The sequence below is a fragment of the Teichococcus aerofrigidensis genome, assembly GCF_054073225.1.
Map to the genome: position 1 here is coordinate 1 of NZ_JBSXMU010000063.1, position 21,998 is coordinate 21,998.

The window sequence follows — 21,998 nt, forward strand, 5'->3', positions numbered from 1 at the left end:
GCGGCGAGGCGCAGGGCGGCGGCATGGTTGGCCGGGCCGCCGGCGCGCAGCAGCGCGTCCAGCCGCGTCCGCAGCGGCGCCGCCAGGGTGGAGAGGGCGTCGAGCCGCGCATCCGCCCGCCCATCCCCCGGCAGCAGGGCCAGCGGGATGCCGCGGGCGCGGCAGAGCGCCGCCACCTCCTCGGCGCCGTAGCGCCAGTAGTCCAGCCCGCCGAGCAGGCGGATGACGATGCAGCGCGCCCGCTCCAGCACGCTCTCGGCATAGAGATCGACCGAGAGCGGGTGGCGCAGCCGGGCCAGGCTGGCCAGCCGCAGCGAGGGGCGCGGGGCGGGCAGGCTGTCCCAGGCCGCGGCGGCGGCGGCGAGGTCGCTGTCGGTGAAGGAGAGCAGCACCAGCTCGGCCGGGCTCTGGCCGAGGTCGATGGCGGCCTCGGCCTCGTCCAGGGATCGGGTCTCGCGGGGGAGGAGATGCACGGTGCCGGGGCGCTCCCGAGGTTCAGGCGATCCATCCGCATCTGGGGAGGGCCGGACCGGTGGTCATCCCCAAGGCCGCCTCCCCGCGGGTGCTCAGCCCAGGATGATCCGGGCGATGCCGTCCTGGTCCATCCCGCTGCGGCCGATGATGACGACATGGCCGTCGCGGTCGTCCGGCCAGGGGCGGTCGAACTCCTGCCGGAAGCGGGTGCCGACGCCCTGCACGACCAGCCGCATCGGCTTGCCCGCCAGGCGCACGAAGCCCTTCATCCGCAGCACGTCATGCGCCTCGGCCGCCCGCCGCAGGCGCGCCACCAGCGCGTCCGCCTCCGCGATCTCGGGCAGGACGATGACGAAGCTGTCGAAGTCGTCATGCTCGTGCGCGCCGTCCTCGGCATCGTGGTGCGAGGGGCGGGCGGCGAGGTCGTCCTCGGCCGCGGCGCCGAGGCCGAGCAGCAGCGCCGCATCCAGCGCCCCCTCCCGGGCCGGCACCACCTTGACGGCGCGCGGCAGGCCGGCGGCGATCTCGCCGGTCAGCCGCTCCAGCACGGCGGCATCCAGCAGGTCGGCCTTGTTCAGCACCACGAGGTCGGCGCTGGCGAGCTGGTCCTCGTAGACCTCGGCCAGCGGGTTGTCGTGATCGAGCGACGGGTCGGCCGCGCGCTGCGCCGCGACCGCCGCGGGGTCGTCGGCGAAGCGGCCCTCGGCCACGGCGGGGCCGTCGACCACGGTGATCACGCCATCGACGGTGACGCGGGAGCGGATGCCGGGCCAGTTGAAGGCCTTGATCAGCGGCTTCGGCAGGGCGAGGCCGGAGGTCTCGATCAGGATGTGCTCCGGCGGCTCCGGCCGGTCGAGCAGTGCCTGCATGGTCGGGATGAAGTCGTCGGCCACGGTGCAGCAGAGGCAGCCATTGGCCAGCTCGACGATGTTCTCCTCGGCGCAGCCCGGGATGCCGCAGCTCTTCAGCGTCTCCCCATCGATGCCGAGCGCGCCGAACTCGTTGACGATGATGGCGATGCGCCGCCCCTCCGCCTGCGCCATCACCTGGCGCAGCAGCGTCGTCTTCCCGGCGCCGAGGAAGCCGGTGACGATGGTGGCGGGGGTCTTCTCCAGCGTGCTCATGCGGCGGACTCCGGGGCGGGAAGGAGGGAGGGCAGCCGGCCGAGCACGGCGCGGCGCAGCGATTCGGGGCGGCGGGAGGGCAGCACGGCGCCGCTGGGATGGGCGGCGTAGGTGGCGCCATAGGCCAGCAGGTCGGCGGCCTGCCCCGCCTCCAGATGGCCGAGCAGATAGCTCCACTTGCCCGGCGCGGTCATGGCGGCGGCGCAGCCGCGCTCGCAGACGGCCAGGCAGGTGACGGGGCGCAGCGCGACCGGCGGCGCGGGATGGGCGGCCAGCGCCGCCGCCACGGCGTCGTGCAGCCGGCGGCCGGGCGGCGTCTCACCCTCGGCGAGCGGCCGGTCGGCGCGGCAGGTGACGCAGACCAGCAGCGTGGGCGGCTCCCGGTTCGGCTCGATCATCGGCACGGCGGTCCTCCGTCGCGAGGCGGTCACGGAGTGCCGACCGCCCGGCGCCATGCGGCGACCGGGTCGAGGCGCCGGGAGGACGGAACCCCCGGACACATCGCCGCCCGCCGGGGCACCCCGCCCGGTGGCACGATCCGATGGGGATGGCAGGTCTCCTGGCTCACGGATCGGGCGCGCCCCGCCGGCCTTCCCGGCCACCCCTCGCGGCGCGGCCAGTGGCATGTCGGCGGGCCGCTCTCCGCCTACAGTTGCGGGGGCAGCCGCGGCCTGGGGCCCCGGGGAGCCCGCACCGCATTCCCTTTTCACCCCCGCCCCGGCAGCCGCCGATGGCGGGAGACCATCTGGCCGTCTCCTAGGCGGGGGGGGGGGGGGGGGGGGGGCGGCCGCCCCCCCCCCCCCCCCCCCCCCCCCCCCCCCCCGGCTGAAACCGCGACGCCGCCGCCACAACGGGTCAGCCCCGGGCGAAAGACACAATTCGATCCGGCCCGCCTCCGGGCGCAGCTTGGCCGCGAAGTTCCCATGACTTCGGGAATGGAACAAGCGGGGCAATACGTAATAGGGATAAAGTGTAAATTACTTGAATAGGGAGATTTCGAAAGAAATCACGAAGGGTCTATATCACCAGGGCGGCGTTATCGCGGTAATCCATTCGGCGGCGCGGCCGGAAATGCGATTTTCGGTAGACTCTGAGACAAGGCTGTATTAGGTTTCCCCGCCAATAGATGTGGCGGCACAGAATTGTGTCATTTTCGGGGCGGCGCGGCTGAAACTGGCCGGGCCTGGCCCCTCGTGGCCGCCACCCCTTGGAACCGATCATGGAGGTGTCCGCCCCCGCCCGGCGGAGGGCAGACCGCAAGGCAGACACATGGACAATCCAGCGCAGACCCCCCCGTCACCCCCGGCGGCGATCCCGGCCGACCGGCCCGGCGGGGCCACCACCGACCCGATGGCCGAGCAGGCCCCGGTGAAGATCGCCCTCCGGCATGTCTACAAGGTGTTCGGCGACGATTCCGACGCCGCGCTCCGCATGGTGCGGCAGGGCCGCGACAAGGACACCATCAAGGCCGAGACCGGCTGCACCCTCGGCGTCAACGACGCCAGCTTCGACATCCATGCCGGCGAGATCTTCGTCATCATGGGCCTCTCCGGCTCCGGCAAATCCACCCTGCTGCGGCTGCTGAACCGGCTGATCGAACCCTCGGCCGGCGAGATCCTCATCGACGGCCAGGACATCACGAAGATGTCGAAGCGCGAGCTGATTGAGCTGCGCCGCCGCGACATGAGCATGGTCTTCCAGTCCTTCGCCCTGCTGCCCAACCGCACGGTGATCGACAACGCGGCCTTCGGGCTGGAGGTGGCCGGCATTGGCGAGGCGGAGCGGCGGCGCAAGGCCATGGCGGCGCTGGAGGGCGTCGGCCTCGCCGCCTATGCCGAGAGCCGGCCGGACCAGCTCTCGGGCGGCATGAAGCAGCGCGTCGGCCTCGCCCGCGCTCTGGCGAGCGAGCCCAGCGTGCTGCTGATGGACGAGGCCTTCTCGGCGCTCGATCCGTTGATCCGCACCGAGATGCAGGACGAGCTGCTGCGTCTGCAGTCCGAGCAGAGCCGCACCATCATCTTCGTCAGCCACGATCTCGACGAGGCCATGCGCATCGGCGACCGCATCGCCATCATGCAGCACGGCAATGTCGTGCAGGTCGGCACGCCGGACGAGATCGTGACCAACCCGGCCAACGACTATGTCCGCTCCTTCTTCCGCAACGTGGATGTGTCGCAGGTCTTCCGCGCCGGCGACATCGCGCGCGAGACGCAGGTGACGCTGATCGACCGGCGCGGCATGGCGGTGCATGCGGCGCTGGAGCGGATGCGCCGGCACGACCGCGACGTCGCCATCATCGTCGGGCGGGACAAGCGCTACCACGGCATGGTCAGCGCCGAATCCCTCGCCCGCGCGGCGCGTGACGGCGGGGCGGACCCCTATCACCGCGCCTTCCTGCCGGAGGTGGAGCCCATCGCCGCCGCCGAGACCCTGTCCGACGTGATGGGCCGCGTGGCGCAAAGCCCCTTCCCGGTGCCGGTGGTGGACGAGAGCCGCCGCTACCTCGGCTCCATCAGCAAGTCGGCGCTGCTCAGCACGCTCGACCGGTCCGGCAACTGAGGGGGAGGAGAGATCATGCAGGGTATGGATCTGCGCATCGGCGAGGGTGCCGATGCCGTCGTCAACTATGTGCTCGACCACTTCACCCCCGCGCTGGACGCCATCGCGGCCGTCATCGGCTTCGTCACCGGCGGCATCCAGTCCGGGCTGCATCTGCTGCCGGCCCCGGCGATGATCGCGATCATCGCGCTGCTGGCGCTGTGGCGCGTGGGCTGGAGGTTCGCCGTCTTCGCCGTCGCGGCGCTGCTGCTGATCACCGGCATGGGGCTGTGGGACCGGATGATGGAGACGCTCGGCCTGGTGCTGGCGGCGACCGTCATCGCCATCGTCATGGGCGTCCCCCTCGGCATCGCCATGGCGCGCAGCGGGCTCGGGCAGATGCTGCTGCGCCCGACGCTCGACCTGATGCAGACCATGCCGGCCTTCGTCTACCTGATCCCGGCCGCCATGTTCTTCGGCCTCGGCGCCGTGCCGGGCACCATCGCGACCGTCATCTTCGCCATGCCGCCGGTGGTGCGCCTGACCAACCTCGGCATCCGCCAGGTGCATGCGGAGTTCATCGAGGCCGGTCTCGCCTTCGGCTGCACCCCCTCGCAGCTGCTCTGGAAGGTGCAGATCCCGAACGCGCTGCCCTCGATCATGGCCGGCATCAACCAGACCATCATGCTGTCGCTGTCGATGGTCGTCATCGCCTCGATGATCGGCGCCGGTGGCCTCGGCAACACCGTGCTCACCGGCATCCAGCGGCTCGATGTCGGCACCGGCTTCGAGGGTGGCCTGGCCGTCGTCGTGCTCGCCGTGCTGCTCGACCGCATCACGCAGAGCTTCGGCCAGCAGGAGGGCCGGAAGGGTTTGGGCTTCAGCCTGCGCCAGCTCTTCGCCGGCCGTTCGGAGGCGCCCGCCGCGGCGCCGGCCACCCGCGGCTGAGACCGGCGGGGCCGCACCGGCGGCCCACCTCCGCCATTCCGCAAATCCGCAACAGAGAAGAAAGAACGCCAGAATGCTGCTGAACAAGCGCGCCTTCCTGACCCTGTCCGCCGGCCTCGGTGCCGCCGCCCTGCCGATGAGCCTGGCCCGCCCCGCGCGCGCCCAGTCGGGCGCCACCATCAAGCTGGGCTTCGCCCCCTGGGCAGACGCGGAGTTCATCACTCGCCTCGCCGCCCGGCTGATCGAGGACCGGCTGGGCCACAAGGTCGAGCTGGTGCAGACCGACGTGGCGCCGCTCTACCAGGGCATCACGCGCGGCGATGTCGATGCCATGCTGATGTGCTGGCTGCCGCAGACCCATGCCGACTACTTCAAGCGCGTCGAGGGGAAGGTGGAGAAGCTCGGCACGCTCTACACCGGCGCCAAGCTGGGCTGGGTGGTGCCGAAGTATGTGCCGGAGGCCGAGCTCGCCTCGATTGCCGATCTGGCGAAGCCCGAGGTGCGCGGCAGGCTCGGCGGCCGCGTCCAGGGCATCGAGCCCGGTGCCGGCCTGACGCGCCTGTCGCAGGAGGCCGTGAAGGCCTACGAGCTCGACTACACGCTGCAGGAATCGAGCGAGGCCGCCATGCTCAGCATGCTGGACCGCAGCATCCGGGGCGAGCGTTGGATCGTCGCCACGGCCTGGAGCCCGCACTGGATGTTCGGCAAGTACGAGCTGCGCTACCTGGCGGACCCGAAGCAGGCGCTGGGCGGCGAGGAGCAGGTTCTGGCCCTCGGCCGGCCCGGCCTCACCGAGGCGGTCCCCAAGGTCGCAGCCTTCCTCTCCCGCCTGAACCTGCCGCTGGACGAGCTGGAGCGGTCCATGCTGCTGGCGCAGGAGAAGGACTTCGACACCGCCGTGTCCCAGTACATCGCGGAGCAGGGCGAGCGCGTGAAGGGCTGGCTGCCGGCCTGAGCGGCGGCGCGCCTTCCCGGCGGGAGGGGCGCCGGCCCTTCCCCGGTGCGCCGTCCCCTCCCGCCACGCGTCCCGGGCGGGCCGGGGCGCCGGCGGGGAGGGGAAGGGGCGCTCCGGCGCGCCCCGCGGCCTCAGCCGGCGTCGCGGAAATAGGGCTCGACCGTGCCCTGCAGCTTCATGGTCATCGGCTTGCCCCTGCGGTCCAGCGACTTGCCGACCGAGAGCCGCACCCAGCCCTCGCTGACGCAGTATTCCTCGACATTGTTTTTCTCGACGCCCTTGAAGCGCACGCCGATGCCGCGCTCCAGCAGGGCCGCGTCGTAGAAGGGGCTCGCCGGATCGGCGGAGAGTCGGTCGGGCGGAGTGTCGGTCATCGGCGGCTCCCGTCGCAATGTCGTGGTCCGGCGGGTGATAGCCAAGCCGGGCGCCGAGGCCAACCGCCGCTCTCCCCCTCGCCAGCGCCGCCGGGCTTCGCTAACCCTCTGGCCATGAGCTTCACCCTGGTCCTCGGCGGCGCCCGCTCGGGCAAGTCCCGCCACGCGGAGGCGCTGATCGCGCGCCACCCCGCCCCCTGGTCCTACCTCGCCACCGCCGAGGCCTGGGACGAGGAGATGCGCGCCCGCATCGAGGCGCACCGCGCCCGCCGCGCCGCCGGCTGGGCCACCGTGAACGTGCCGCTCGACCTGCCCGGGGCGCTGGACCGCCATGCGCTGCGCCCGGCCCTGGTGGACTGTCTGACGCTCTGGCTGACCAACCTGATGCTGGGGCAGCATGACGTGGAGAGCGCCATCCAGGCGCTGGAGTCGGCGCTGGCGCGGCGCCGGGCGGCCACCGTGCTGGTGGCGAGCGAGGTCGGGCTCGGCATCGTGCCCGACAACGCCCTGGCCCGCGCCTTCCGCGACCAGGCGGGGCTGCTGAACCAGCGGATGGCGGAACGGGCGGGGTCGGTGCATTTCGTCGCGGCCGGCCTGCCGATGGTGCTGAAGGGCGAGGCGTGAGGAGGACGACATGACGCAGGACGACGAGGAGGCCGCGCGCCACCGCGAGAAGATGGCGCGGCGCAAGGCGGTGCAGGATGCCGAGGTGGCTTCCAAGACCGTCGAGAAGGGGCTGCTGATGCTCCACACCGGCGCCGGCAAGGGCAAGTCCACCGCCGCCTTCGGCCTGGCGCTGCGCATGCTGGGGCGCGAGCGGCGCGTCGGCGTGGTGCAGTTCATCAAGGGCGCCTGGTCCACCGGCGAGCGCGGCGTGCTGGAGGCCTATGCCATGCTGGAATGGCACAGCATGGGCGAGGGCTTCACCTGGGAGACGCAGGACAGGGCGCGCGACATCGCCGCCTGCCGCCGGGCCTGGGCCCGCGCGCAGGAGATGATGGCGCGCGGCGATCTCGGCCTGCTGATCCTGGACGAGCTCTGCATCGCGCTGCGCTACGGCTATCTCGACGTGGCGGAGGTGCTTGCGGGGCTGGCGGCGCGGCCGGAGGGCCTGCACGTCGTCGTCACCGGCCGCAACGCGCCGCCCGAGCTGATCGAGGCCGCCGACATGGTCACCGAGATGAAGCCGCTGAAGCACCACTTCGCCGCCGGGGTGAAGGCACAGTCCGGCATCGAGTTCTGAGCGCCATGGCCGCCCGCGCGCTGATGCTGCAGGGGACCGGCTCCTCCGTCGGCAAGTCGCTGCTGGTGGCGGGGCTGGCGCGGGCCTACGCCCGGCGCGGCCTCGCCGTGCGGCCGTTCAAGCCGCAGAACATGTCGAACAACGCGGCGGTGACGGCGGAGGGGGGCGAGATCGGCCGCGCCCAGGCGCTGCAGGCGCGGGCCGCCGGCGTCGCGCCCAGCGTGCACATGAACCCCGTGCTGCTGAAGCCGCAGAGCGAGACCGGCGCGCAGGTGGTGGTGCGGGGCCGCATCCATGCGACGGCGCGGGCGCGTGAGTACCAGGCGATGAAGCCCGCGCTGATGCCCTTCGTGCTGGACAGCTTCGCGCGGCTGCGGGCCGGGGCCGAGCTGGTGCTGGTGGAGGGCGCCGGCAGCGCCTCCGAGATCAACCTGCGCAAGGGCGACATCGCCAATATGGGCTTCGCGCGGGCGACGGGCACGCCGGTCGTCGTGGTGGGCGACATCGATCGTGGCGGCGTCATCGCGGCCCTGGTCGGCACCCATGCGGTGCTGCCGCCCGACGACGCGGCGCTGGTGCGCGGCTTCATCGTCAACCGCATGCGCGGCGACCCGACCCTCTTCGCGGAGGGCATGGCGCAGATCGCCGCGCGCACCGGCTGGGCGCCGCTCGGCCTCGTGCCCTTCTTCGACGCCGCCCGCCGCCTGCCGGCCGAGGACGCGATGGACCTCGCCACGCATCTGCCGCGCCGCCCCGGCGCACCCTGCCGCATCGCCGTGCCGGTGCTGCCGCGCATCGCCAATTTCGACGACCTCGACCCGCTCGCCGCCGAGCCCGGCGTCGATCTCCGCCTGCTGCGCCCGGGCGAGGCCTTGCCGGGCGAGACGGATCTCGTCATCCTGCCTGGCTCCAAGGCCACCATCGCCGATCTCGCCGCGCTGCGGGCCGAGGGCTGGGACATCGACATCCTGGCGCATCGGCGGCGGGGCGGGCGGGTGCTGGGCCTCTGCGGCGGCTACCAGATGCTCGGCCGCCGCATCGCCGATCCGCAGGGGATCGAGGGGCCGGCCGGCGCGGTCGAGGGCCTCGGCCTGCTCGATGTCGAGACGGTGCTGTCGGGGGAGAAACGGCTCGCGCCGGCCACGGGTGTCAGCCTCGCCGATGGCCTGCCCTTCGCCGGCTACGAGATGCATCTCGGCCGGACCGCGGGGGCCGATGCGGCGCGGCCGCTGCTGCGCCTGGCCGATGGCCGCGAGGAGGGCGCCGCCTCCCCCGATGGGCGTGTCGCCGGCACCTATGTGCACGGCTTCTTCCAGGCCGACGCGCAGCGCCGGGCCTGGCTCGCCCGCCTCGGCCACGCGGCGGCGGCGCGGGACCACGAGGCCGAGGTGGAGGCGGTGCTGGACGCGCTGGCACGCCATCTGGAGGCGACGATGGATCTCGGCGCGCTGCTGGCCCTGGCGCGGTAGGCAGGGCGCGGTCAGAGGATCCCGTCGTGGAAGACGCCGCATTCCGGCGGCCCCGCCGGGGCCAGCCCGGCCCGGGGCGTGGCCGGCGCGGCGAGCCGTGGCAACAGGGCGAGGGCGGTCCTGGCGCGGGCGAGCAGGCGCCGCACGGCTGCGCCGGGCGCGGGGAGCGGAAGGGCCTGCGGGGCGGTTGCCAGGGAAAGGTCGGGCATGGGCATGCTCCTTGGGCGGTGCGGCGTCAGGGGAGAGGGCGGACGGCGGTGGCGAGGGTCTGCTCGTCGGCGCGGGCCTCGTAGATCAGGCTCTGGCGCGTGGCCCAGGCATTCTGCAGCAGGAAGAGGGGCAGGATGCCGAGCTCCCGCGCCTCCAGCGCCACGGCCTCCCGCAGCAGCCTCTCGCGCGCGGCATCGTCCATCGTGGTGATGGCGCGTTCGGTCAGTGCATCGAGCTCCGGATTGCTGTAGCGGCTGAAGTTGGGCGAGCCCCAGCCCTTCTCGCGGTCATAGGTACCGACGACATTGCGCAGCAGGTAGCTGGCCTCGCCCGTCGAACTGCCCCAGCCGCCGAGCCGGAAGGCGAAGTCCTGGTTGCGGCCGCGCGTCAGGTAGCTGGACCAGGGCAGTGCCTCCACTTCGGTCCGCACGCCGATGCGTGTCCAGAACTGCGCGACCGCCTGCGCGCTTTTGGCATCCCCGGGATAGCGGTCGTTCGGGGTGGAGAGCGTCAGGCGAAACCCCTCAGGAAAGCCGGCCTCGGCGAGGAGGCGCTTCGCCGCCGCAGGATCGGCGTGGCCGACCTTGACCTCGGGGTTGTGGGAATAGGTGCCTTCCGGCAGCCATTGCGCGGTCGGGACGGCGGCGCCTTCCATCACGCGGCCGGCCAGCGCCTCGCGGTCGATGGCGAGATCCAGGGCACGGCGCACGCGGAGGTCGAGGAACGGGTTCCTCTCCAGCGGCCGGCCCTGGTGGTCGGTCACCGTCGGCACCTCGCCCTGGCGCGAGAAGTCGGGCTGCAGGTAGATCACGCGCACGCCGGGCGTCTCGCTGATGCGCAGCCGCGCCTCGCGCCGCAGGCGTGCCAGGTCGTTGGCCAGCACTTGGTCGATGACATCCACGTCGCCAGCCAGGATGGCGGCGCTGCGCGCGCCGTCATTGGGCAGGAAGCGGTAGTCGACGCGCGCCCAGGGCTCCTTCCCATCCCAGTAGGCCTCATTGCGGGTGAAGCGGGCGCCCTGGCCTGGACTGAAGCCGGCGAAGCGGTACGGCCCGGTGCCGATGGCCGCCCGGCCGCTGTTGAACTGCTCCGGCTGCCCGCCGTCGACGGCGTGGCGGGCGACGATCTGCACACTGGCGAAATCGTTCGGCAGCAGTGGGTTGGGCCGTTCGGTGTGCAGGCGGAGGGTATGGGCGTCCACGACCTCGACGCGCTGGATCGACCGCACCGCATAGGAGAAGCCGCCGCCGGTCGGGATGGTCGGCACGCGCGCGATGGTGAAGGCCACATCCTCGGCGGTGAAGGGGCGGCCGTCGTGCCAGGTGACGCCGCGGCGCAGGCGGAACTCCCAGACGCGGTCGGAAACCGCCTCCCAGCTCTCGGCGAGGCCCGGCCGCAGGTTCAGCTTCGCGTCGCGCCGCACCAGGGCCTCGAACAGATGGCCGGTGAGGGCGAAGTTCGAGGTGGTGTTCGAGATGTGCGGATCGATCGAGGCGACGGGGTTGGCGACGCCGATGGTGAGATCCTGCGCCTGGGCCCCGCAGGCCACGCCCAAGCACAGCAGGGCGCCTTGCCAGAGGGCATGGGCGGGTCGGTGGCGATCAGGCATGGCGGCTCCTTCCCGGTGTGGCGCGAAGGATTAATAACGATGAGTTCTAGTGTGTCAATAATTCCACAAAATATATTGCTAAGGACAATGCGTGGCCTTGATCTGCGGCTCTTCATCGATGGATGTTGGATGGCCAACCGCTGGCGGAGAAGCCGGCGGAGAAGAGGGCATGGAAGGAACTCTCTATATAACGATCAGGAATTGGTATTATGCCCCGTCGGGGCGAGGCGCATTCCCCAGCGTGGGGACGGCATTGGCCGCCCTGAGGGACCGAACATGATGTCTTTGCTGTTGCGCGCCGGTCTGGCGGTCGCCGCATGCCTGCTGGTCCTCCACCTGCTGGGTCTGGCGCCGCCAGGGAATGGGCCCGAGGGCCCCTCGCCCCTGATCGCCACGAAATCCTGACGCTGGAGAACTGTCCGCGCCGGGGGGTGGGCGCCGTGATGCAGAGGTGTATTCACTTCTGCCCGCACGAGGGATAAGCTCGCCCTCATGGCCCCGGATCTTCCGCCCCGCTCCGCCGATCGTGTCTACGAGCAGGTCAAGGCCATGGTCTGCACCTACCGCCTCTCGCCCGGGGAGCGGATCAATGAGGTGGAGCTGGCGCGCCGGCTCGGGGTCAGCCGCACGCCGCTGCGCGAGGCGCTGAACCGCCTGGCCTCCGAGGGCTTCCTGGTGGCCACCCTGAACAAGGGCTACCGCCTCAAGACCCTGGCGCCGGCCGATGTGCTGCATCTCTACGAGTTCCGCGCGACCGTCGAGGTGGGCAGCCTGGCCCTGGCCTGCGAGCGGGCCTCCGATGCCGCGCTCCGCGAGCTCGAGGCCTTCGCCCTGCAGAGCCGCGACGCGCCGGACGAGGACGCGCAGGCGCTGCGCCTGCTGCGCCTGGACGAGCAGTTCCACGAGCGCCTGGCCGCCCTCTCGGGCAATGACGAGTTCATCCGCGCCATCCGCGGCATCAACGAGCGCGTGCGCTTCCTGCGCTGGATCGACATGCAGGACCGCCGCACCGGCACCCAGAGCGAGCATCTGGCGATCATCCGGCATCTGATCGCGCGGGACGGCGCCGCCGCGGGCGCGCTGATGCGGCGCCACATCAACCGCCGCCTGGACCAGATCACCGAGGTGATCCGCATCGGCTATGGCGAGATCTACACCGGCAATGCCCTGGCCGCCCATGTGCTGGGCGACGCCGCCTGACGCCCCCTTTCCGCATCCGACCGGAGACCACCGCGTGTTCGACAAGCCCGACGACCTGACCGTCCTCTTCGCCCATGCCGCCTACCAGATCCAGGACCGCTTCGAGGCCCGGGGAAGCGGCATCCGCGCCATCCAGGCCTGGTCGAGGGAGGAGCTGGCGGCCCGGGTGGGAGAGGCGGATGTCGTCGTCGTCTCGGGCCTGTGGAACAACGCGCTGCTGGAGCGGGCGCCGAGGCTGCGCTTCGTGCAGTCGATCAGCGCCGGCGTCGACCAGTACGACCAGGCGGCCTTCCGCGCCCATGGCGTGCGGCTGGCCAGCGCCCAGGGCGTCAACGCCAATGCCGTCTCCGAGCATGCCATGTCGCTGATCCTGGCCATGGCGCGACTGCTGCCGCAGGCGCGCGACAACCAGGCGAAGCGCCACTGGCGCGGCATGATCGGCGAGATCGCCCGGCGCGAGGACGAGCTGGGCGGCAAGACGCTGCTGGTGGTGGGTCTCGGCCGCATCGGCGGCCGGCTGGCGCGGCTGGCCAAGGCCTTCGGCATGCGCGTGATCGGCCTGCGGCGCGATCCGGCGGCGGGCGCCGAGGGGGCGGACGAGGTGCATGCCATCTCGGCCCTGCACCAGTGGCTGCCGCAGGCCGACGTCGTGGCGCTGACCTGCCCGCTGACGCCCGAGACCACCGGCCTGATCGGCGCCGAGGCGCTGGCGGCGATGAAGCCCACCGCGCGGCTGGTGAACGTGGCGCGCGGCAAGGTGGTGGACGAGGCGGCGCTGAGCGCGGCGCTGACCGAGGGCCGTCTCGCCGGCGCCGCGCTGGACGTGGTGGTGGAGGAGCCCCTGCCGGAGGCCTCGCCGCTCTGGGACCTGCCGAACGTCTTCATCACGCCGCACAGCGCCGGCGAGACGCAGCGTTACGAGGACAATGTGATCGACATCCTGATGGAGAATCTCGACCGGCTGCGGCGCGGCGAGGCCACGCTGCGCAACCAGATCGTCTGAGGCGGCGAAGGGGATGAACGGGACCGACCGCCGCGCCTGTGGCCATGCCGGCGCCTCCGGCAGGGTAGCCATGCCGCACCGCTTCCTCGACCCGCGGGCGCTGTCCGTCGGGCGTGACATGCCGGAGGGGGCGCCGCTGTGAGCCGGCACGTCGCGGTCATCGGCGCCGGCATCGAGGGCGCCTGCAGCGCCCTCGCGCTGCTGCGCGCCGGCCATCGCGTCACCCTGCTCGATCCGGGTCGGCCGGGCGGCGAGCAGGCGGCGAGCTTCGGCAATGCCGGCTGGTTCTCCTCGCATTCGGTGCTGCCGCCCAGCCTGCCCGGCCTGTGGCGGAAGGTGCCGGGTTTCCTCTCCGATCCGCTGGGGCCGCTCGCGATCCGCTGGAGCTACTTCCCGAAGGTGCTGCCCTGGCTCCTGCGCTATCTCAGCGCCGGTGCGAGCGAGGCGAAGCTGCTCCGGATCGCCCAGGCGCTGCGGCCGCTGCTGAAGGATTCGCCGCTGCTGCACGAGGCCCTGGCGCGGGAGGCGGGGGTGCCGGAGCTGGTGGAGCGGAAGGGGCTGATCCACGCCTTCCACACGCGCGCCGGCTTCGAGGCCGAGGCGATGGGCTGGCGCATCCGGCGGCAGGTGGGCATCGACTGGCGCGAGCTGGAGGGCGAGGCGCTGCGGGCCGTCGAGCCGGATCTCGATCCGGCCTATGGCTTTGGCGTGCTGGTGGAGGAGGCGGGGCGCTGCCTCGATCCCGGCGCCTATGTCGCCGCCCTGGTGGCGCAGGCGCAGCGCGAGGGTGCCACGCTGCGCCCCGTCGCGGCGCGCGGCCTGCGCATCGAGGGCGGGCGCCTGCGCGGCGTCGCGCTGGCCGATGGTTCGCAGCTCGACTGCGAGGCGGCGGCGATCTGCTGCGGCGCGCATTCGGTGGCGCTGGCCGCCCAGGCGGGGGACCGCGTGCCGCTGGAGACCGAGCGGGGCTACCATGTCATGCTGCGGGGCACGAATATCGGTCCGCGCCATTCGATGAGCCTCTCGGCCGCCCGGATGGTGGTGAACCCGATGCGCGACGGGCTGCGCGCGGCCGGCCAGGTGGAGATCGCCGGCCTGGCGGCGGCGCCGAACTGGAAGCGCGCCGAGATCCTGCGCGACCACCTGCTGAAATCCTTCCCCGACCTGCCCGATCCCTTCCCGGCCGAGCGGGTCAGTGTCTGGATGGGGCATCGACCCAGCATGCCGGACGGCATGCCCTGCCTCGGCCCCGCCAGCGCCACGCCGGATGTGGTGCATGCCTTCGGCCATGGGCATGTCGGGCTGGTGGCCGGCCCGCGCACCGGGCGGATCGTGGCCCAGCTGCTCTCCGGCCGGGCGCCGGAGATCCCCATCGCGCCCTTCGCGCCGACGCGCTTCCGCTGAGGCGCGCACGAACGACCGGGGACGCCGCGCCCGGCGGCTCCGACCATCCGAGACGAGGAAGACTGCCCTGATGCGACGCCTCCTGCTTTCCGCTTTCGCCGGCCTCGCGGCCCTGGCCGGGCTGGCCGGCACCCCGGCCGCGGCGCAACAGCCGAGCGGCTCCGCCACGATCGACGCCATCCGCGCCCGCGGATCGCTGGTCTGCGGCACCTCCGCCGACCTGCCGGGCTTCGCCGAGCTGGACGCGCGGGGGGAGTACAGCGGCCTCTACATCGACTTCTGCAAGGCGCTGGGCGCGGCCATCCTCGGTGATCCGGCCAAGGTGCGCTATGTCACCACCACCTATGCCAACCGGCTGACGGCGCTGCAGTCGGGCGAGATCGACATCCTCTCCTCCAACACCACCTGGACCATGCCGCGCGAGGCCTCGCTCGGCCTGCTGTTCACCGGTGTGCTGTTCTATGACGGCCAGGGCTTCCTGGTCTCGCGGAAGCTCGGCGTCTCCTCCATCAGGGAGCTGGACGGCGCCAGCGTCTGCGTGCAGCCCGGCACCACGACCGAGAAGAACCTGGCCGACTTCTTCCGCGCCAGCAACATGAAGCTCAACCCCGTGGTGATCGAGAGCGTGGAGGAAATCCGCAACGCCATGATCGGCGGGCGCTGCGACGCCTTCACCGTCGGCACCTCGACCCTGGCGGCCTTCCGCGCCGGCCTCGGCGACCGCGCGCGGGACTTCGTCGTGCTGCCCGAGCTGATCAGCAAGGAGCCGCTCGGCCCCGTGGTCCGCAAGGGCGATGATCGCTTCTACGACGTCGTGCGCTGGACCCAGAACGTGCTGCACCTGGGCGAGGAGTTCGGCATCACCCGACAGACGCTCGACGCCGCGATGCAGGACACGCGCCCCGACGTGCAGCGCCTGCTCGGCCAGAGCGGCGACTTCGGCACCATGCTCGGCCTCTCGCCCGACTGGGCGGTGCGGATCCTGCGCGCCGTCGGCAACTACGCCGAGATCTGGGAGCGCCACGTGGCGCCGATGGGCCTCCCGCGCGGCAAGAACCAGCTCCATACCGCCGGCGGGCTGCAGTATTCGCCGCCGATCCGCTGAGGACACAGCACCTATGAGCAACGACAGCACCCCCGCCGCCCGGCGGGGCATCGCCCGGGGCGGCAAGGCCATCTATGGCGCCCCCCTCGGCATTCTCATGCTGGAGGCGCGCTTCCCGCGCATCCCGGGCGACATGGGCAATGGCACCACCTGGCCCTTCCCCGTTCTCTACCGCGTCGTGCGCGGCGCCAGCCCGGAGAAGGTGGTGCTGGACGGCGCCCCCGGCCTGTTGCAGGACTTCCTCGACGCGGCCGAGGAACTGGTGTGCCAGGGCGCCGAGGCCATCACCACCAATTGCGGCTTCCTCTCGCTGTTCCAGAAGGAGCTGGCGGCGCATGTCGGCGTGCCGGTGGCCACCAGCAGCCTGATGCAGGTGCCCTGGGTGCAGGCCATGCTGCCGCCGGGGAAGCGCGTCGGCCTCGTCACCGTCAGTGGCTCGACGCTGACGCCGCGTCATCTGGAGGCGGCGGGCGTCCCGTCCGACATCCCGCGCGAGGGGACGGAGAGCGGCCGCGAGTTCTTCCGCGTGCTGATCCGGGCCGAGAAGGACGACATGGATGTGGACCTGGCCGAGCAGGACATCCTCGATGCCGGCCGCCGTCTCGTCGCCCGGCATCCGGAGGTCGGCGCCATCGTGCTGGAATGCACCAACATGCCGCCCTATGCCGCGGCCCTGCGGCAGGAGCTGGGCCTGCCGGTCTATGACATCTACTCGATGATCACCTACTTCCACGCGGGCCTCCGGCCGCGCGCCTTCGCGCCGCGCTGATCGCGCGGCGGTCCGGCGCCCGGACGCGTCACTCCGCCGCGACGGGCAGGGCCCGCGCGGCCGGATCGGGCAGGCCGAGCCTGCCGAAGCCGGCGAAGACATGGTCCGCCCAGCAGGCGATGTCGCAGCCGTGCACGGCATCGTCCATGCGCCGCATGCGCCTCACCGCCTCCGCCTCCGGCATGTCCAGCGCCTCGTCCAGCGCGCGGTCGAGGTTGCGCCGGGAATAGGGATTGGTCAGCACCGCATCCGGCAGTTCCACGGCGCAGCCGGCGAACTCCGAGAGCACCAGCGCGCCCGCCGTGCGGTCCTTGGCGGCGACATACTCCTTGGCCACCAGGTTCAGCCCGTCGCGCAGCGGCGTGGTCAGGCAGATATCCGCCTCGTGGTAGTAGGAGAGCAGCGTCTCGAAGGGGATCGAGTTGCTGAACAGCACCACCGGCGTCCAGTCGAGCTTGGAGAAGCGGCCGTTGATGCGGCCGACCAGTGCCTCGATGTCGCGCTGGGTGCTGTCATAGATCTTCATCGCCGTCGCCGCGCGCACCGAGGTGACGACCAGCTTGACCTCGCCGATCAGCCCCGGCCGGCGCTCCAGCAGCCGCTCGAAGGATTGCAGGGATTCGACCATGCCCTTGGTGTAGTCGGTGCGGCCGACCGCCATGATCATGCGGCGGCCGCCCAGGCCCTCGCGGATCTCCGCCTGCAGGGCGCGGCTCTCGGGCCGGCGCACCACCTCGCGGATCAGCCCGGCGTCGGTGCCGACGGGGGCGGAATCGAGCGCCACGTCGCGGCCGCCGGCACGCAGCCGCACCGGCATGTCCGGCTCCGAAAGCGCCTGGCCCATGGCGCCGAAGGCGGGATCGACCGGGCGGGTCTCGGTGATCTCGGCCCCCGCGCCGCTGCGCGCCAGCTCGGCGAAGTTGCGGGCGTAGCGCGGGATGTGGAAGCCCACCTGGTCGCAGCACAGCAGGCTGTCCAGGATCTCCTGCCGCCAGGGCAGGATGTTGAAGACATCCGCCGCCGGGAAGGGGGTGTGGTGATAGAAGGCGATGCGCGCCTTCGGCTTCAGCGCGCGCAGATAGGCCGGCACCAGCCAGAGATTGTAGTCGTGGATCCAGATGACGGCGTCATCCGCCGCCTGCGCCGCCGCCGCCTCGGCGAACTTGCGGTTCACCGCGCGGAAGGTGTCCCAGTCCACGTTGTCGTAGCTGAACAGCCAGGGGAAGGAGTGCAGCACCGGCCACAGCGCCTCCTTGGAGGTGACGTGATAGAAGCTCTCCACCTCCTCCGCCGTCAGCGGCAGGCGCGAGACCTCGTAGCCGCCGTTCACGTCGTCGATGTGCACGACGCGCTCGAAGCTCTCGCCGGGCTTGGCGAGCTTCCAGGCGACCCAGGCGCCGGCGCCGGGATCGGTGCGGCGGAAGAAGGACTTCAGCGTCGGAACGATGCCGTTCGGGCTGCGGTTGGGGCGGAACTCGGTGCGTCCCTCGACCACCACCTCCTCGTAGGGCTGGCGATGATAGACGATGAGGAGAGAGGACTTCGTCTGGGTCATGCCACCACCTCCGGAAGCAGGTTGAAGTGCCGGATGGCCTCGGCGATGCCGGCGGCGCCATGGCCGCGGGCGCGGTACACCTGGGGCGTTTCGGGCAGGGCGGCGCGCAGGCGCGGCTCGGAATTGCCGACGGCCACGGCCTTCAGCCCGGTCTCGAACAGCGACAGGTCGTTCATCGTGTCCCCCGCCGCCAGCACGCGGCCGGCGGGCAGGCCGAGCGCCTGCACCAGCCGCAGCAGGGTCGGGCCCTTGGCGATGCCGCGCGGCAGCACGTCGAGGAAGGTGTCGGCCGAGGTGATGCAGTCGAAGCCGGCGGCCTCGATCCTGGCCACCGTCTCCGCCCGCAGCCGGGCCGGATCGTAGTAGTAGCTGACGCGGTGACGGAAGGGCGTGGGCTGCAGCTCCAGCCCGGGCTCCCCCGCCAGCAGGGCGCGCACGCGGTCGCCGGCATCGTCCCAGCGCGCCACGATCTCGGCCTCGAGCGTGGCGATCGGCGCGAAGTCGGCGCCGTCGAAGACCGAGGTGCCGACATCGCCGATGACATAGTGCGGGCGCGGCATGCCGGGCTGCTCCACCAGGCGGCGCAGGAAGTCGCGGTCGCGGCCGGTGACGAAGATCAGCAGCGCGTCGTCACGGGCGCGCAGCTCCTCGTAGAGCGCGCGGCGCTCCGCCTCGCTGCCGCCCAGGAAAGTGCCGTCGAGGTCGGTCGCCAGCACCAGGTTGATGGTCCCCGCGACCGGCCTCATGCGAAGACGCGCTCCGCGCGCGGCACGGCGATGGCCGGATGGGCGATGCTGGCGCGGTGCTCCAGCGCGCGCGGCTCGGCGCGCAGCGGGCCGGTCAGCAGGGCGGCGATGGCGCGGTCGATCGGGAGGCCGTGATGGACGATGCGGTCCACCGCCTCGCAGATCGGCATCGGCACGCCGAGGCGCTGGGCGAGCGCCAGGACCGAGCGGGCATTGGCCACGCCCTCGACCACCGCGCGGCCCTTCGCCGGGGCATGACCCTCGCCCAGCGCCTTGCCGAAGGAGAAGTTGCGCGACTGCTCGGAGGAGCAGGTCAGCATCACGTCGCCGGCGCCGGAGAGGCCCAGCACCGTCTCGGCGCGGCCGCCGAGGGCCACGCTGAGGCGGCTGATCTCGGCCAGGCCGCGGGCCAGCAGGGCGGCGCGCGGGTTCGAGCCCATGCCGCGCCCCGCGATGATGCCGGAGGCGACGGCCAGCACATTCTTCACCGCGCCGCTGACCTCGACGCCGACCGGGTCGTCCGAGAGGTAGGGGCGGAAGGTCTCGCTGGCCAGCGTCACGGCGACGCGGGCGGCCAGGTGGTCGCCGCTGAACAGGCCGGGGCCGGCGGGAGCGGCAATGGTCACGGCGGTCGGCTGGTTCTCCGCCACCTCGGCGGCGAAGGAGGGGCCGGACAGCACGGCCTGCGGCCGCCCCGGCATCTCCTCGGCGATGACCTGGGTCATCAGCGCGCCGGTATCAGCCTCGACGCCCTTGGCGCAGACCACCACCGGCACGCCCTCGGGCAGCAGCGCCTCGACGCGGGCGGCGACGGCGCGCAGATGCTGGGAGGGGATGACGAGGATCGCCATCCCGGCGCCGTCGAGGGCGTCGGACAGCGCGCCGGTGACGCGGAGGTCGCGCGGCAGGGGATGGTCGGGGAGGAAGGGGTTGCGGCGGGTGCTGGCGATCTCGGCCACGGCATCGGCCTCGCGGACCCAGAGGCTGGTGTGGCGGCCGGCGCGGTGCGCGGTCAGCGCCAGGGCGCTGCCCCAGGCCCCGCCGCCGATGACGGTGACGCGCGCATAGGGCAGCGGTTCATGAAGATCGACACTCGGCATGGCGGCTCCGTTGGCGTCCACGGATGGGCCCTCCATTGCTGGGGCGGCATGGCGCCGCGATGGACAGGATCGGGTGAGGCGGCACACGGCCGCTATGGATGGTCACTCGCTCGATGTTGCGGAGCGGCAAACTTGTTGCATCCGTTGCCCGATTTCAAGAAAATTCGGGCATGAATGCCAAAATTCATGAACTGAACGCGTATAATTTGGCTATTACTTGAAATATACAGCAAAGAACTCTTCAGCATGATCCCGTCAAATCTCTGACTTGGTGCGGTGCAATGCAGACGAGGTGACGGAATTTCGAAATTTCTGATTGTTACATGACATGATTTCTAGGGTAATGGCGTTTGTTTGTTGGTATTTACTTCGAATAAATGGCGAGGTCTCTGCTGCATGAGTCATCCCACCAGCAGGGCAACCATCCCCAGTACCGCCAGGAGCTGCAGCTTGCAGGCCCGGCGGTACAGCAGGAGGGCCCGCCGCAGGTCCTCCACCCCGGCCCGGGCGCGTCCCTCGCCCATCCAGGCGTCCTCGACCCGCTCCGTGCCATAGACGCGCGGTCCGGCGAGGCGCAGGCCCAGCGCGCCGGCCATCGCGGCCTCCGGCCAGCCGGCATTGGGCGAGCGGTGGCGGCCGGCATCCCGGCGCACCGCCCGCCAGGCGCCCGCCGCGTCGAAGCCGGGGGAGAGCCAGGCGGCCAGGACGAGCCAGAGCGCGGCGAGGCGGGAGGCGGGAAGGTTCACCCCGTCGTCGAGCCGCGCCGCGGCCCAGCCGAACGCCTCGTGTCGGGGCGAGCGATGGCCGATCATGCTGTCCGCCGTGTTCACCGCCTTGTAGAGCACGGCGCCCGGCAGGCCCCCGGCGCCCCGCCAGAAGGCGGGCGCCACCACCCCGTCGGAGAAGTTCTCCGCCAGGCTCTCGATGGCGGCGCGGCAGACCCCCGCCTCGTCCAGCGTCTCGGGGTTGCGGCCGACGATCATGGCGACCGCGGCCCGTCCGCCCTCCAGGCCGCCGTCCTCCAGCCCCTCGGCCACCGCCAGCACATGCTGGTGCAGGCTGCGCTGGGCCGGCAGGCTGGCGGCGAGCAGGGCCAGCAGGCCGAGCGCCGCCGGCTTCGGCAGCCCGGCCAGGATCGCCGCCTGCAGCAGCAGGGCCGGAAGGCCGCAGGCCAGGAGCAGCAGGCCCACCGCCAGCACGCCGCGGCGGCGCCGGCGGCGGAAGGACAGGTCCTCCCGGTTGAGCCGGCGGTCCAGCCCGCCGATCAGCGCGCCCATCCAGACCACCGGATGGCGGATGGCGGCGAAGAGCGGCCTGGGGTAGCCGAGAGCCGCCTCGGCGAGCAGCGCCCCGGCCAGGATCAGCAGCGAGTCGGGGGGCGGGGGAAGGATCATGGCGCGGGAAGGGGGGCTAACATGACGCGGGATGGCTTGGAACATGGCGGGCGGCTGGACGCGGCGCGGCGGCGCTTTCCCGGCGCGCCGGAGCCCTTCCTGGATCTCTCGACCGGGATCAACCCCGTCCCCTGGCCGCTGCCGCCCCTGCCGCCCACGGCCTTCACGCGCCTGCCCGAGCCGGAGGCCGAGGCGGCGCTGCGGGCCGTGGCCGCCGCGGCCTATGGCGCCGCCGACCCCGCGATGGTCGCGGCGGCGCCGGGCACGCAGCTGCTGATCCAGCTGCTGCCGCGACTGTTCCCGCAACCCCGGCTGCGCGTCCTCGGGCCGACCTATGCCGAGCACGCCGCCTGCTGGCGCGCCGCCGGCACGGTGGTCGAGGAGGTCGAGGAGGCCGCCGCGCTGGCGGGCGGCGGCGCGGCCCTGCTTTGCAATCCCAACAACCCCGATGGTCGCCGCCTGCCGCGCGCCGCCCTGTGGGCCCTGGCCGACCGCATGGCGGAGCGGGGCGGGCTGCTGGTGGTGGACGAGGCCTTCGCCGACCTGGAGCCCGGCGAGGCGGAGCCGGCCGCCGCGCTGCTGCCGCACCCAGCGCTGATCCTGCTGCGGTCCTTCGGCAAGAGCTACGGGCTGGCCGGGCTGCGACTGGGCTTCGCCCTGGCCGCGCCCGAACGGGCGATGGCGATCCGCGCGGCGCTCGGCCCCTGGGCGGTGTCGGGCCCGGCGCTGGCGATCGGGCGGGCGGCCCTGCCGGACGCGGCCTGGCGCCGGGCGGCCG

Annotated in this window: 23 protein-coding genes, 1 pseudogene and 1 riboswitch; of the genes and pseudogenes, 14 read left to right on the top strand and 10 right to left on the bottom strand. The window is 72.2% G+C overall.

Annotated elements, in window-relative coordinates; translation table 11 throughout:
- From ACVMLK_RS13570 to ACVMLK_RS13580, 3 genes and pseudogenes are all read right to left on the bottom strand, one after another.
- Window positions 1-473: pseudogene (locus ACVMLK_RS13570) on the bottom strand (cobaltochelatase subunit CobN); the annotation flags it as partial.
- A gap of 93 nt (window positions 474-566) precedes the next feature.
- A complete protein-coding gene (gene cobW, locus ACVMLK_RS13575; protein ID WP_457486679.1) occupies window positions 567-1,598 on the bottom strand; it encodes a cobalamin biosynthesis protein CobW in 1,032 nt (343 codons plus the stop codon).
- Window positions 1,595-1,996 carry a DUF1636 family protein gene (locus ACVMLK_RS13580; protein WP_198367529.1) on the bottom strand — a complete coding sequence of 134 codons (402 nt, stop codon included), beginning with the start codon at window positions 1,994-1,996 and terminating at the stop codon, window positions 1,595-1,597. The genes cobW and ACVMLK_RS13580 overlap by 4 nt, the downstream gene beginning before the upstream one ends.
- 134 nt (window positions 1,997-2,130) lie before the next feature.
- A riboswitch (cobalamin riboswitch) is annotated at window positions 2,131-2,358 on the bottom strand.
- A gap of 590 nt (window positions 2,359-2,948) precedes the next feature.
- On the opposite strand from ACVMLK_RS13580, the gene proV reads away from it, so the two are divergent.
- The 3 genes from proV to ACVMLK_RS13595 all read left to right on the top strand — a co-directional run bounded on the left by proV (window position 2,949) and on the right by ACVMLK_RS13595 (window position 6,039).
- Window positions 2,949-4,157, top strand: a complete 1,209-nt coding sequence (gene proV, locus ACVMLK_RS13585) for a glycine betaine/L-proline ABC transporter ATP-binding protein ProV (RefSeq protein WP_457486693.1) — start codon at window positions 2,949-2,951, stop codon at window positions 4,155-4,157.
- Window positions 4,158-4,172: 15 nt separating this feature from the next.
- Entirely contained in the window at window positions 4,173-5,084 is a 912-nt protein-coding gene (locus tag ACVMLK_RS13590) for an ABC transporter permease (RefSeq protein WP_457486680.1), read from the top strand.
- Between the two features lie 73 nt (window positions 5,085-5,157).
- Window positions 5,158-6,039, top strand: a complete 882-nt coding sequence (locus ACVMLK_RS13595; protein WP_457486681.1) for a glycine betaine ABC transporter substrate-binding protein — start codon at window positions 5,158-5,160, stop codon at window positions 6,037-6,039.
- A gap of 131 nt (window positions 6,040-6,170) precedes the next feature.
- On the opposite strand, the gene ACVMLK_RS13600 is transcribed toward ACVMLK_RS13595, so the two are convergent.
- Complete coding sequence (locus tag ACVMLK_RS13600; RefSeq protein WP_198367526.1) at window positions 6,171-6,413, bottom strand: DUF3297 family protein; 243 nt, start codon at window positions 6,411-6,413, stop codon at window positions 6,171-6,173.
- A gap of 114 nt (window positions 6,414-6,527) precedes the next feature.
- Here ACVMLK_RS13600 and cobU point away from each other — a divergent pair, with 114 nt between their 5' ends.
- The 3 genes from cobU to ACVMLK_RS13615 are packed head-to-tail and all read left to right on the top strand — an operon-like array spanning window position 6,528 to window position 9,125.
- Window positions 6,528-7,037 (top strand): bifunctional adenosylcobinamide kinase/adenosylcobinamide-phosphate guanylyltransferase, encoded by a 510-nt coding sequence (cobU, locus tag ACVMLK_RS13605; RefSeq protein ID WP_457486682.1) that lies wholly within the window; start codon window positions 6,528-6,530, stop codon window positions 7,035-7,037.
- Window positions 7,038-7,047: 10 nt separating this feature from the next.
- Window positions 7,048-7,656: a cob(I)yrinic acid a,c-diamide adenosyltransferase gene (gene cobO, locus ACVMLK_RS13610; protein WP_198367524.1), complete on the top strand. Its 609-nt coding sequence runs from the start codon at window positions 7,048-7,050 to the stop codon at window positions 7,654-7,656.
- A gap of 5 nt (window positions 7,657-7,661) precedes the next feature.
- Window positions 7,662-9,125: a cobyric acid synthase gene (locus tag ACVMLK_RS13615; RefSeq protein WP_457486683.1), complete on the top strand. Its 1,464-nt coding sequence runs from the start codon at window positions 7,662-7,664 to the stop codon at window positions 9,123-9,125.
- Window positions 9,126-9,136: 11 nt separating this feature from the next.
- Here the strand turns inward: ACVMLK_RS13615 and ACVMLK_RS13620 are convergent, their stop codons facing one another.
- Window positions 9,137-9,334 carry a hypothetical protein gene (locus ACVMLK_RS13620; RefSeq protein WP_198367522.1) on the bottom strand — a complete coding sequence of 66 codons (198 nt, stop codon included), beginning with the start codon at window positions 9,332-9,334 and terminating at the stop codon, window positions 9,137-9,139.
- A gap of 26 nt (window positions 9,335-9,360) precedes the next feature.
- On the bottom strand, window positions 9,361-10,944 hold the full coding sequence (locus ACVMLK_RS13625; protein ID WP_457486684.1) for an ABC transporter substrate-binding protein: 1,584 nt from the start codon (window positions 10,942-10,944) through the stop codon (window positions 9,361-9,363).
- Between the two features lie 276 nt (window positions 10,945-11,220).
- Here ACVMLK_RS13625 and ACVMLK_RS13630 point away from each other — a divergent pair, with 276 nt between their 5' ends.
- The 7 genes from ACVMLK_RS13630 (at window position 11,221) to ACVMLK_RS13660 (ending at window position 16,425) form a co-directional block, all read left to right on the top strand.
- Window positions 11,221-11,349, top strand: coding sequence for a hypothetical protein (locus ACVMLK_RS13630; RefSeq protein ID WP_457486685.1), 129 nt, complete (start codon window positions 11,221-11,223; stop codon window positions 11,347-11,349).
- 87 nt (window positions 11,350-11,436) lie between these two features.
- Window positions 11,437-12,144, top strand: coding sequence for a GntR family transcriptional regulator (locus ACVMLK_RS13635; RefSeq protein ID WP_422922019.1), 708 nt, complete (start codon window positions 11,437-11,439; stop codon window positions 12,142-12,144).
- A 34-nt stretch (window positions 12,145-12,178) separates the two neighbouring features.
- A complete protein-coding gene (locus ACVMLK_RS13640; RefSeq protein ID WP_370592056.1) occupies window positions 12,179-13,147 on the top strand; it encodes a D-2-hydroxyacid dehydrogenase in 969 nt (322 codons plus the stop codon).
- 13 nt (window positions 13,148-13,160) lie between these two features.
- Complete coding sequence (locus ACVMLK_RS13645; protein ID WP_422922017.1) at window positions 13,161-13,289, top strand: hypothetical protein; 129 nt, start codon at window positions 13,161-13,163, stop codon at window positions 13,287-13,289.
- Window positions 13,286-14,551 carry an NAD(P)/FAD-dependent oxidoreductase gene (locus tag ACVMLK_RS13650; protein ID WP_457486686.1) on the top strand — a complete coding sequence of 422 codons (1,266 nt, stop codon included), beginning with the start codon at window positions 13,286-13,288 and terminating at the stop codon, window positions 14,549-14,551. Before ACVMLK_RS13645 ends, ACVMLK_RS13650 begins: the two co-directional genes overlap by 4 nt.
- 70 nt (window positions 14,552-14,621) lie before the next feature.
- Window positions 14,622-15,656 carry a transporter substrate-binding domain-containing protein gene (locus tag ACVMLK_RS13655; protein ID WP_457486687.1) on the top strand — a complete coding sequence of 345 codons (1,035 nt, stop codon included), beginning with the start codon at window positions 14,622-14,624 and terminating at the stop codon, window positions 15,654-15,656.
- Between the two features lie 13 nt (window positions 15,657-15,669).
- Window positions 15,670-16,425: an aspartate/glutamate racemase family protein gene (locus tag ACVMLK_RS13660; protein WP_457486688.1), complete on the top strand. Its 756-nt coding sequence runs from the start codon at window positions 15,670-15,672 to the stop codon at window positions 16,423-16,425.
- Window positions 16,426-16,453: 28 nt separating this feature from the next.
- Here ACVMLK_RS13660 and ggpS read toward each other — a convergent pair whose 3' ends face one another.
- From ggpS to cbiB, 4 genes are all read right to left on the bottom strand, one after another.
- The gene (ggpS, locus tag ACVMLK_RS13665) at window positions 16,454-17,980 is read right to left on the bottom strand and encodes a glucosylglycerol-phosphate synthase (RefSeq protein WP_457486689.1); all 1,527 of its coding nucleotides are present in this window, start codon (window positions 17,978-17,980) and stop codon (window positions 16,454-16,456) included.
- Window positions 17,977-18,726, bottom strand: coding sequence for an HAD-IIB family hydrolase (locus ACVMLK_RS13670; protein ID WP_198367515.1), 750 nt, complete (start codon window positions 18,724-18,726; stop codon window positions 17,977-17,979). The genes ggpS and ACVMLK_RS13670 overlap by 4 nt, the downstream gene beginning before the upstream one ends.
- Window positions 18,723-19,847, bottom strand: a complete 1,125-nt coding sequence (locus ACVMLK_RS13675) for an NAD(P)H-dependent glycerol-3-phosphate dehydrogenase (RefSeq protein WP_457486690.1) — start codon at window positions 19,845-19,847, stop codon at window positions 18,723-18,725. Before ACVMLK_RS13675 ends, ACVMLK_RS13670 begins: the two co-directional genes overlap by 4 nt.
- A gap of 380 nt (window positions 19,848-20,227) precedes the next feature.
- Window positions 20,228-21,220, bottom strand: a complete 993-nt coding sequence (gene cbiB / locus ACVMLK_RS13680; RefSeq protein WP_457486691.1) for an adenosylcobinamide-phosphate synthase CbiB — start codon at window positions 21,218-21,220, stop codon at window positions 20,228-20,230.
- Between the two features lie 21 nt (window positions 21,221-21,241).
- Here cbiB and ACVMLK_RS13685 point away from each other — a divergent pair.
- Window positions 21,242-21,998: aminotransferase class I/II-fold pyridoxal phosphate-dependent enzyme (locus ACVMLK_RS13685; protein ID WP_457486692.1), on the top strand; the 757-nt coding region annotated here is incomplete at its 3' end.

Excerpts from the sequence above, each read along its gene's own strand:
- ACVMLK_RS13630 (WP_457486685.1), top strand. The coding sequence starts at position 11,221 with ATGATGTCTTTGCTGTTGCGCGCCGGTCTGGCGGTCGCCGCATGCCTG.
- cobO (WP_198367524.1), top strand. The coding sequence starts at position 7,048 with ATGACGCAGGACGACGAGGAGGCCGCGCGCCACCGCGAGAAGATGGCG.
- ACVMLK_RS13590 (WP_457486680.1), top strand. The coding sequence starts at position 4,173 with ATGCAGGGTATGGATCTGCGCATCGGCGAGGGTGCCGATGCCGTCGTC.
- ggpS (WP_457486689.1), bottom strand. The coding sequence starts at position 17,980 with ATGACCCAGACGAAGTCCTCTCTCCTCATCGTCTATCATCGCCAGCCC.
- cbiB (WP_457486691.1), bottom strand. The coding sequence starts at position 21,220 with ATGATCCTTCCCCCGCCCCCCGACTCGCTGCTGATCCTGGCCGGGGCG.
- ACVMLK_RS13620 (WP_198367522.1), bottom strand. The coding sequence starts at position 9,334 with ATGCCCGACCTTTCCCTGGCAACCGCCCCGCAGGCCCTTCCGCTCCCC.
- ACVMLK_RS13580 (WP_198367529.1), bottom strand. The coding sequence starts at position 1,996 with ATGATCGAGCCGAACCGGGAGCCGCCCACGCTGCTGGTCTGCGTCACC.
- cobU (WP_457486682.1), top strand. The coding sequence starts at position 6,528 with ATGAGCTTCACCCTGGTCCTCGGCGGCGCCCGCTCGGGCAAGTCCCGC.
- proV (WP_457486693.1), top strand. The coding sequence starts at position 2,949 with ATGGCCGAGCAGGCCCCGGTGAAGATCGCCCTCCGGCATGTCTACAAG.
- ACVMLK_RS13670 (WP_198367515.1), bottom strand. The coding sequence starts at position 18,726 with ATGAGGCCGGTCGCGGGGACCATCAACCTGGTGCTGGCGACCGACCTC.
- ACVMLK_RS13655 (WP_457486687.1), top strand. The coding sequence starts at position 14,622 with ATGCGACGCCTCCTGCTTTCCGCTTTCGCCGGCCTCGCGGCCCTGGCC.
- ACVMLK_RS13615 (WP_457486683.1), top strand. The coding sequence starts at position 7,662 with ATGGCCGCCCGCGCGCTGATGCTGCAGGGGACCGGCTCCTCCGTCGGC.
- cobW (WP_457486679.1), bottom strand. The coding sequence starts at position 1,598 with ATGAGCACGCTGGAGAAGACCCCCGCCACCATCGTCACCGGCTTCCTC.
- ACVMLK_RS13660 (WP_457486688.1), top strand. The coding sequence starts at position 15,670 with ATGAGCAACGACAGCACCCCCGCCGCCCGGCGGGGCATCGCCCGGGGC.
- ACVMLK_RS13600 (WP_198367526.1), bottom strand. The coding sequence starts at position 6,413 with ATGACCGACACTCCGCCCGACCGACTCTCCGCCGATCCGGCGAGCCCC.
- ACVMLK_RS13625 (WP_457486684.1), bottom strand. The coding sequence starts at position 10,944 with ATGCCTGATCGCCACCGACCCGCCCATGCCCTCTGGCAAGGCGCCCTG.
- ACVMLK_RS13635 (WP_422922019.1), top strand. The coding sequence starts at position 11,437 with ATGGCCCCGGATCTTCCGCCCCGCTCCGCCGATCGTGTCTACGAGCAG.
- ACVMLK_RS13595 (WP_457486681.1), top strand. The coding sequence starts at position 5,158 with ATGCTGCTGAACAAGCGCGCCTTCCTGACCCTGTCCGCCGGCCTCGGT.
- ACVMLK_RS13645 (WP_422922017.1), top strand. The coding sequence starts at position 13,161 with ATGAACGGGACCGACCGCCGCGCCTGTGGCCATGCCGGCGCCTCCGGC.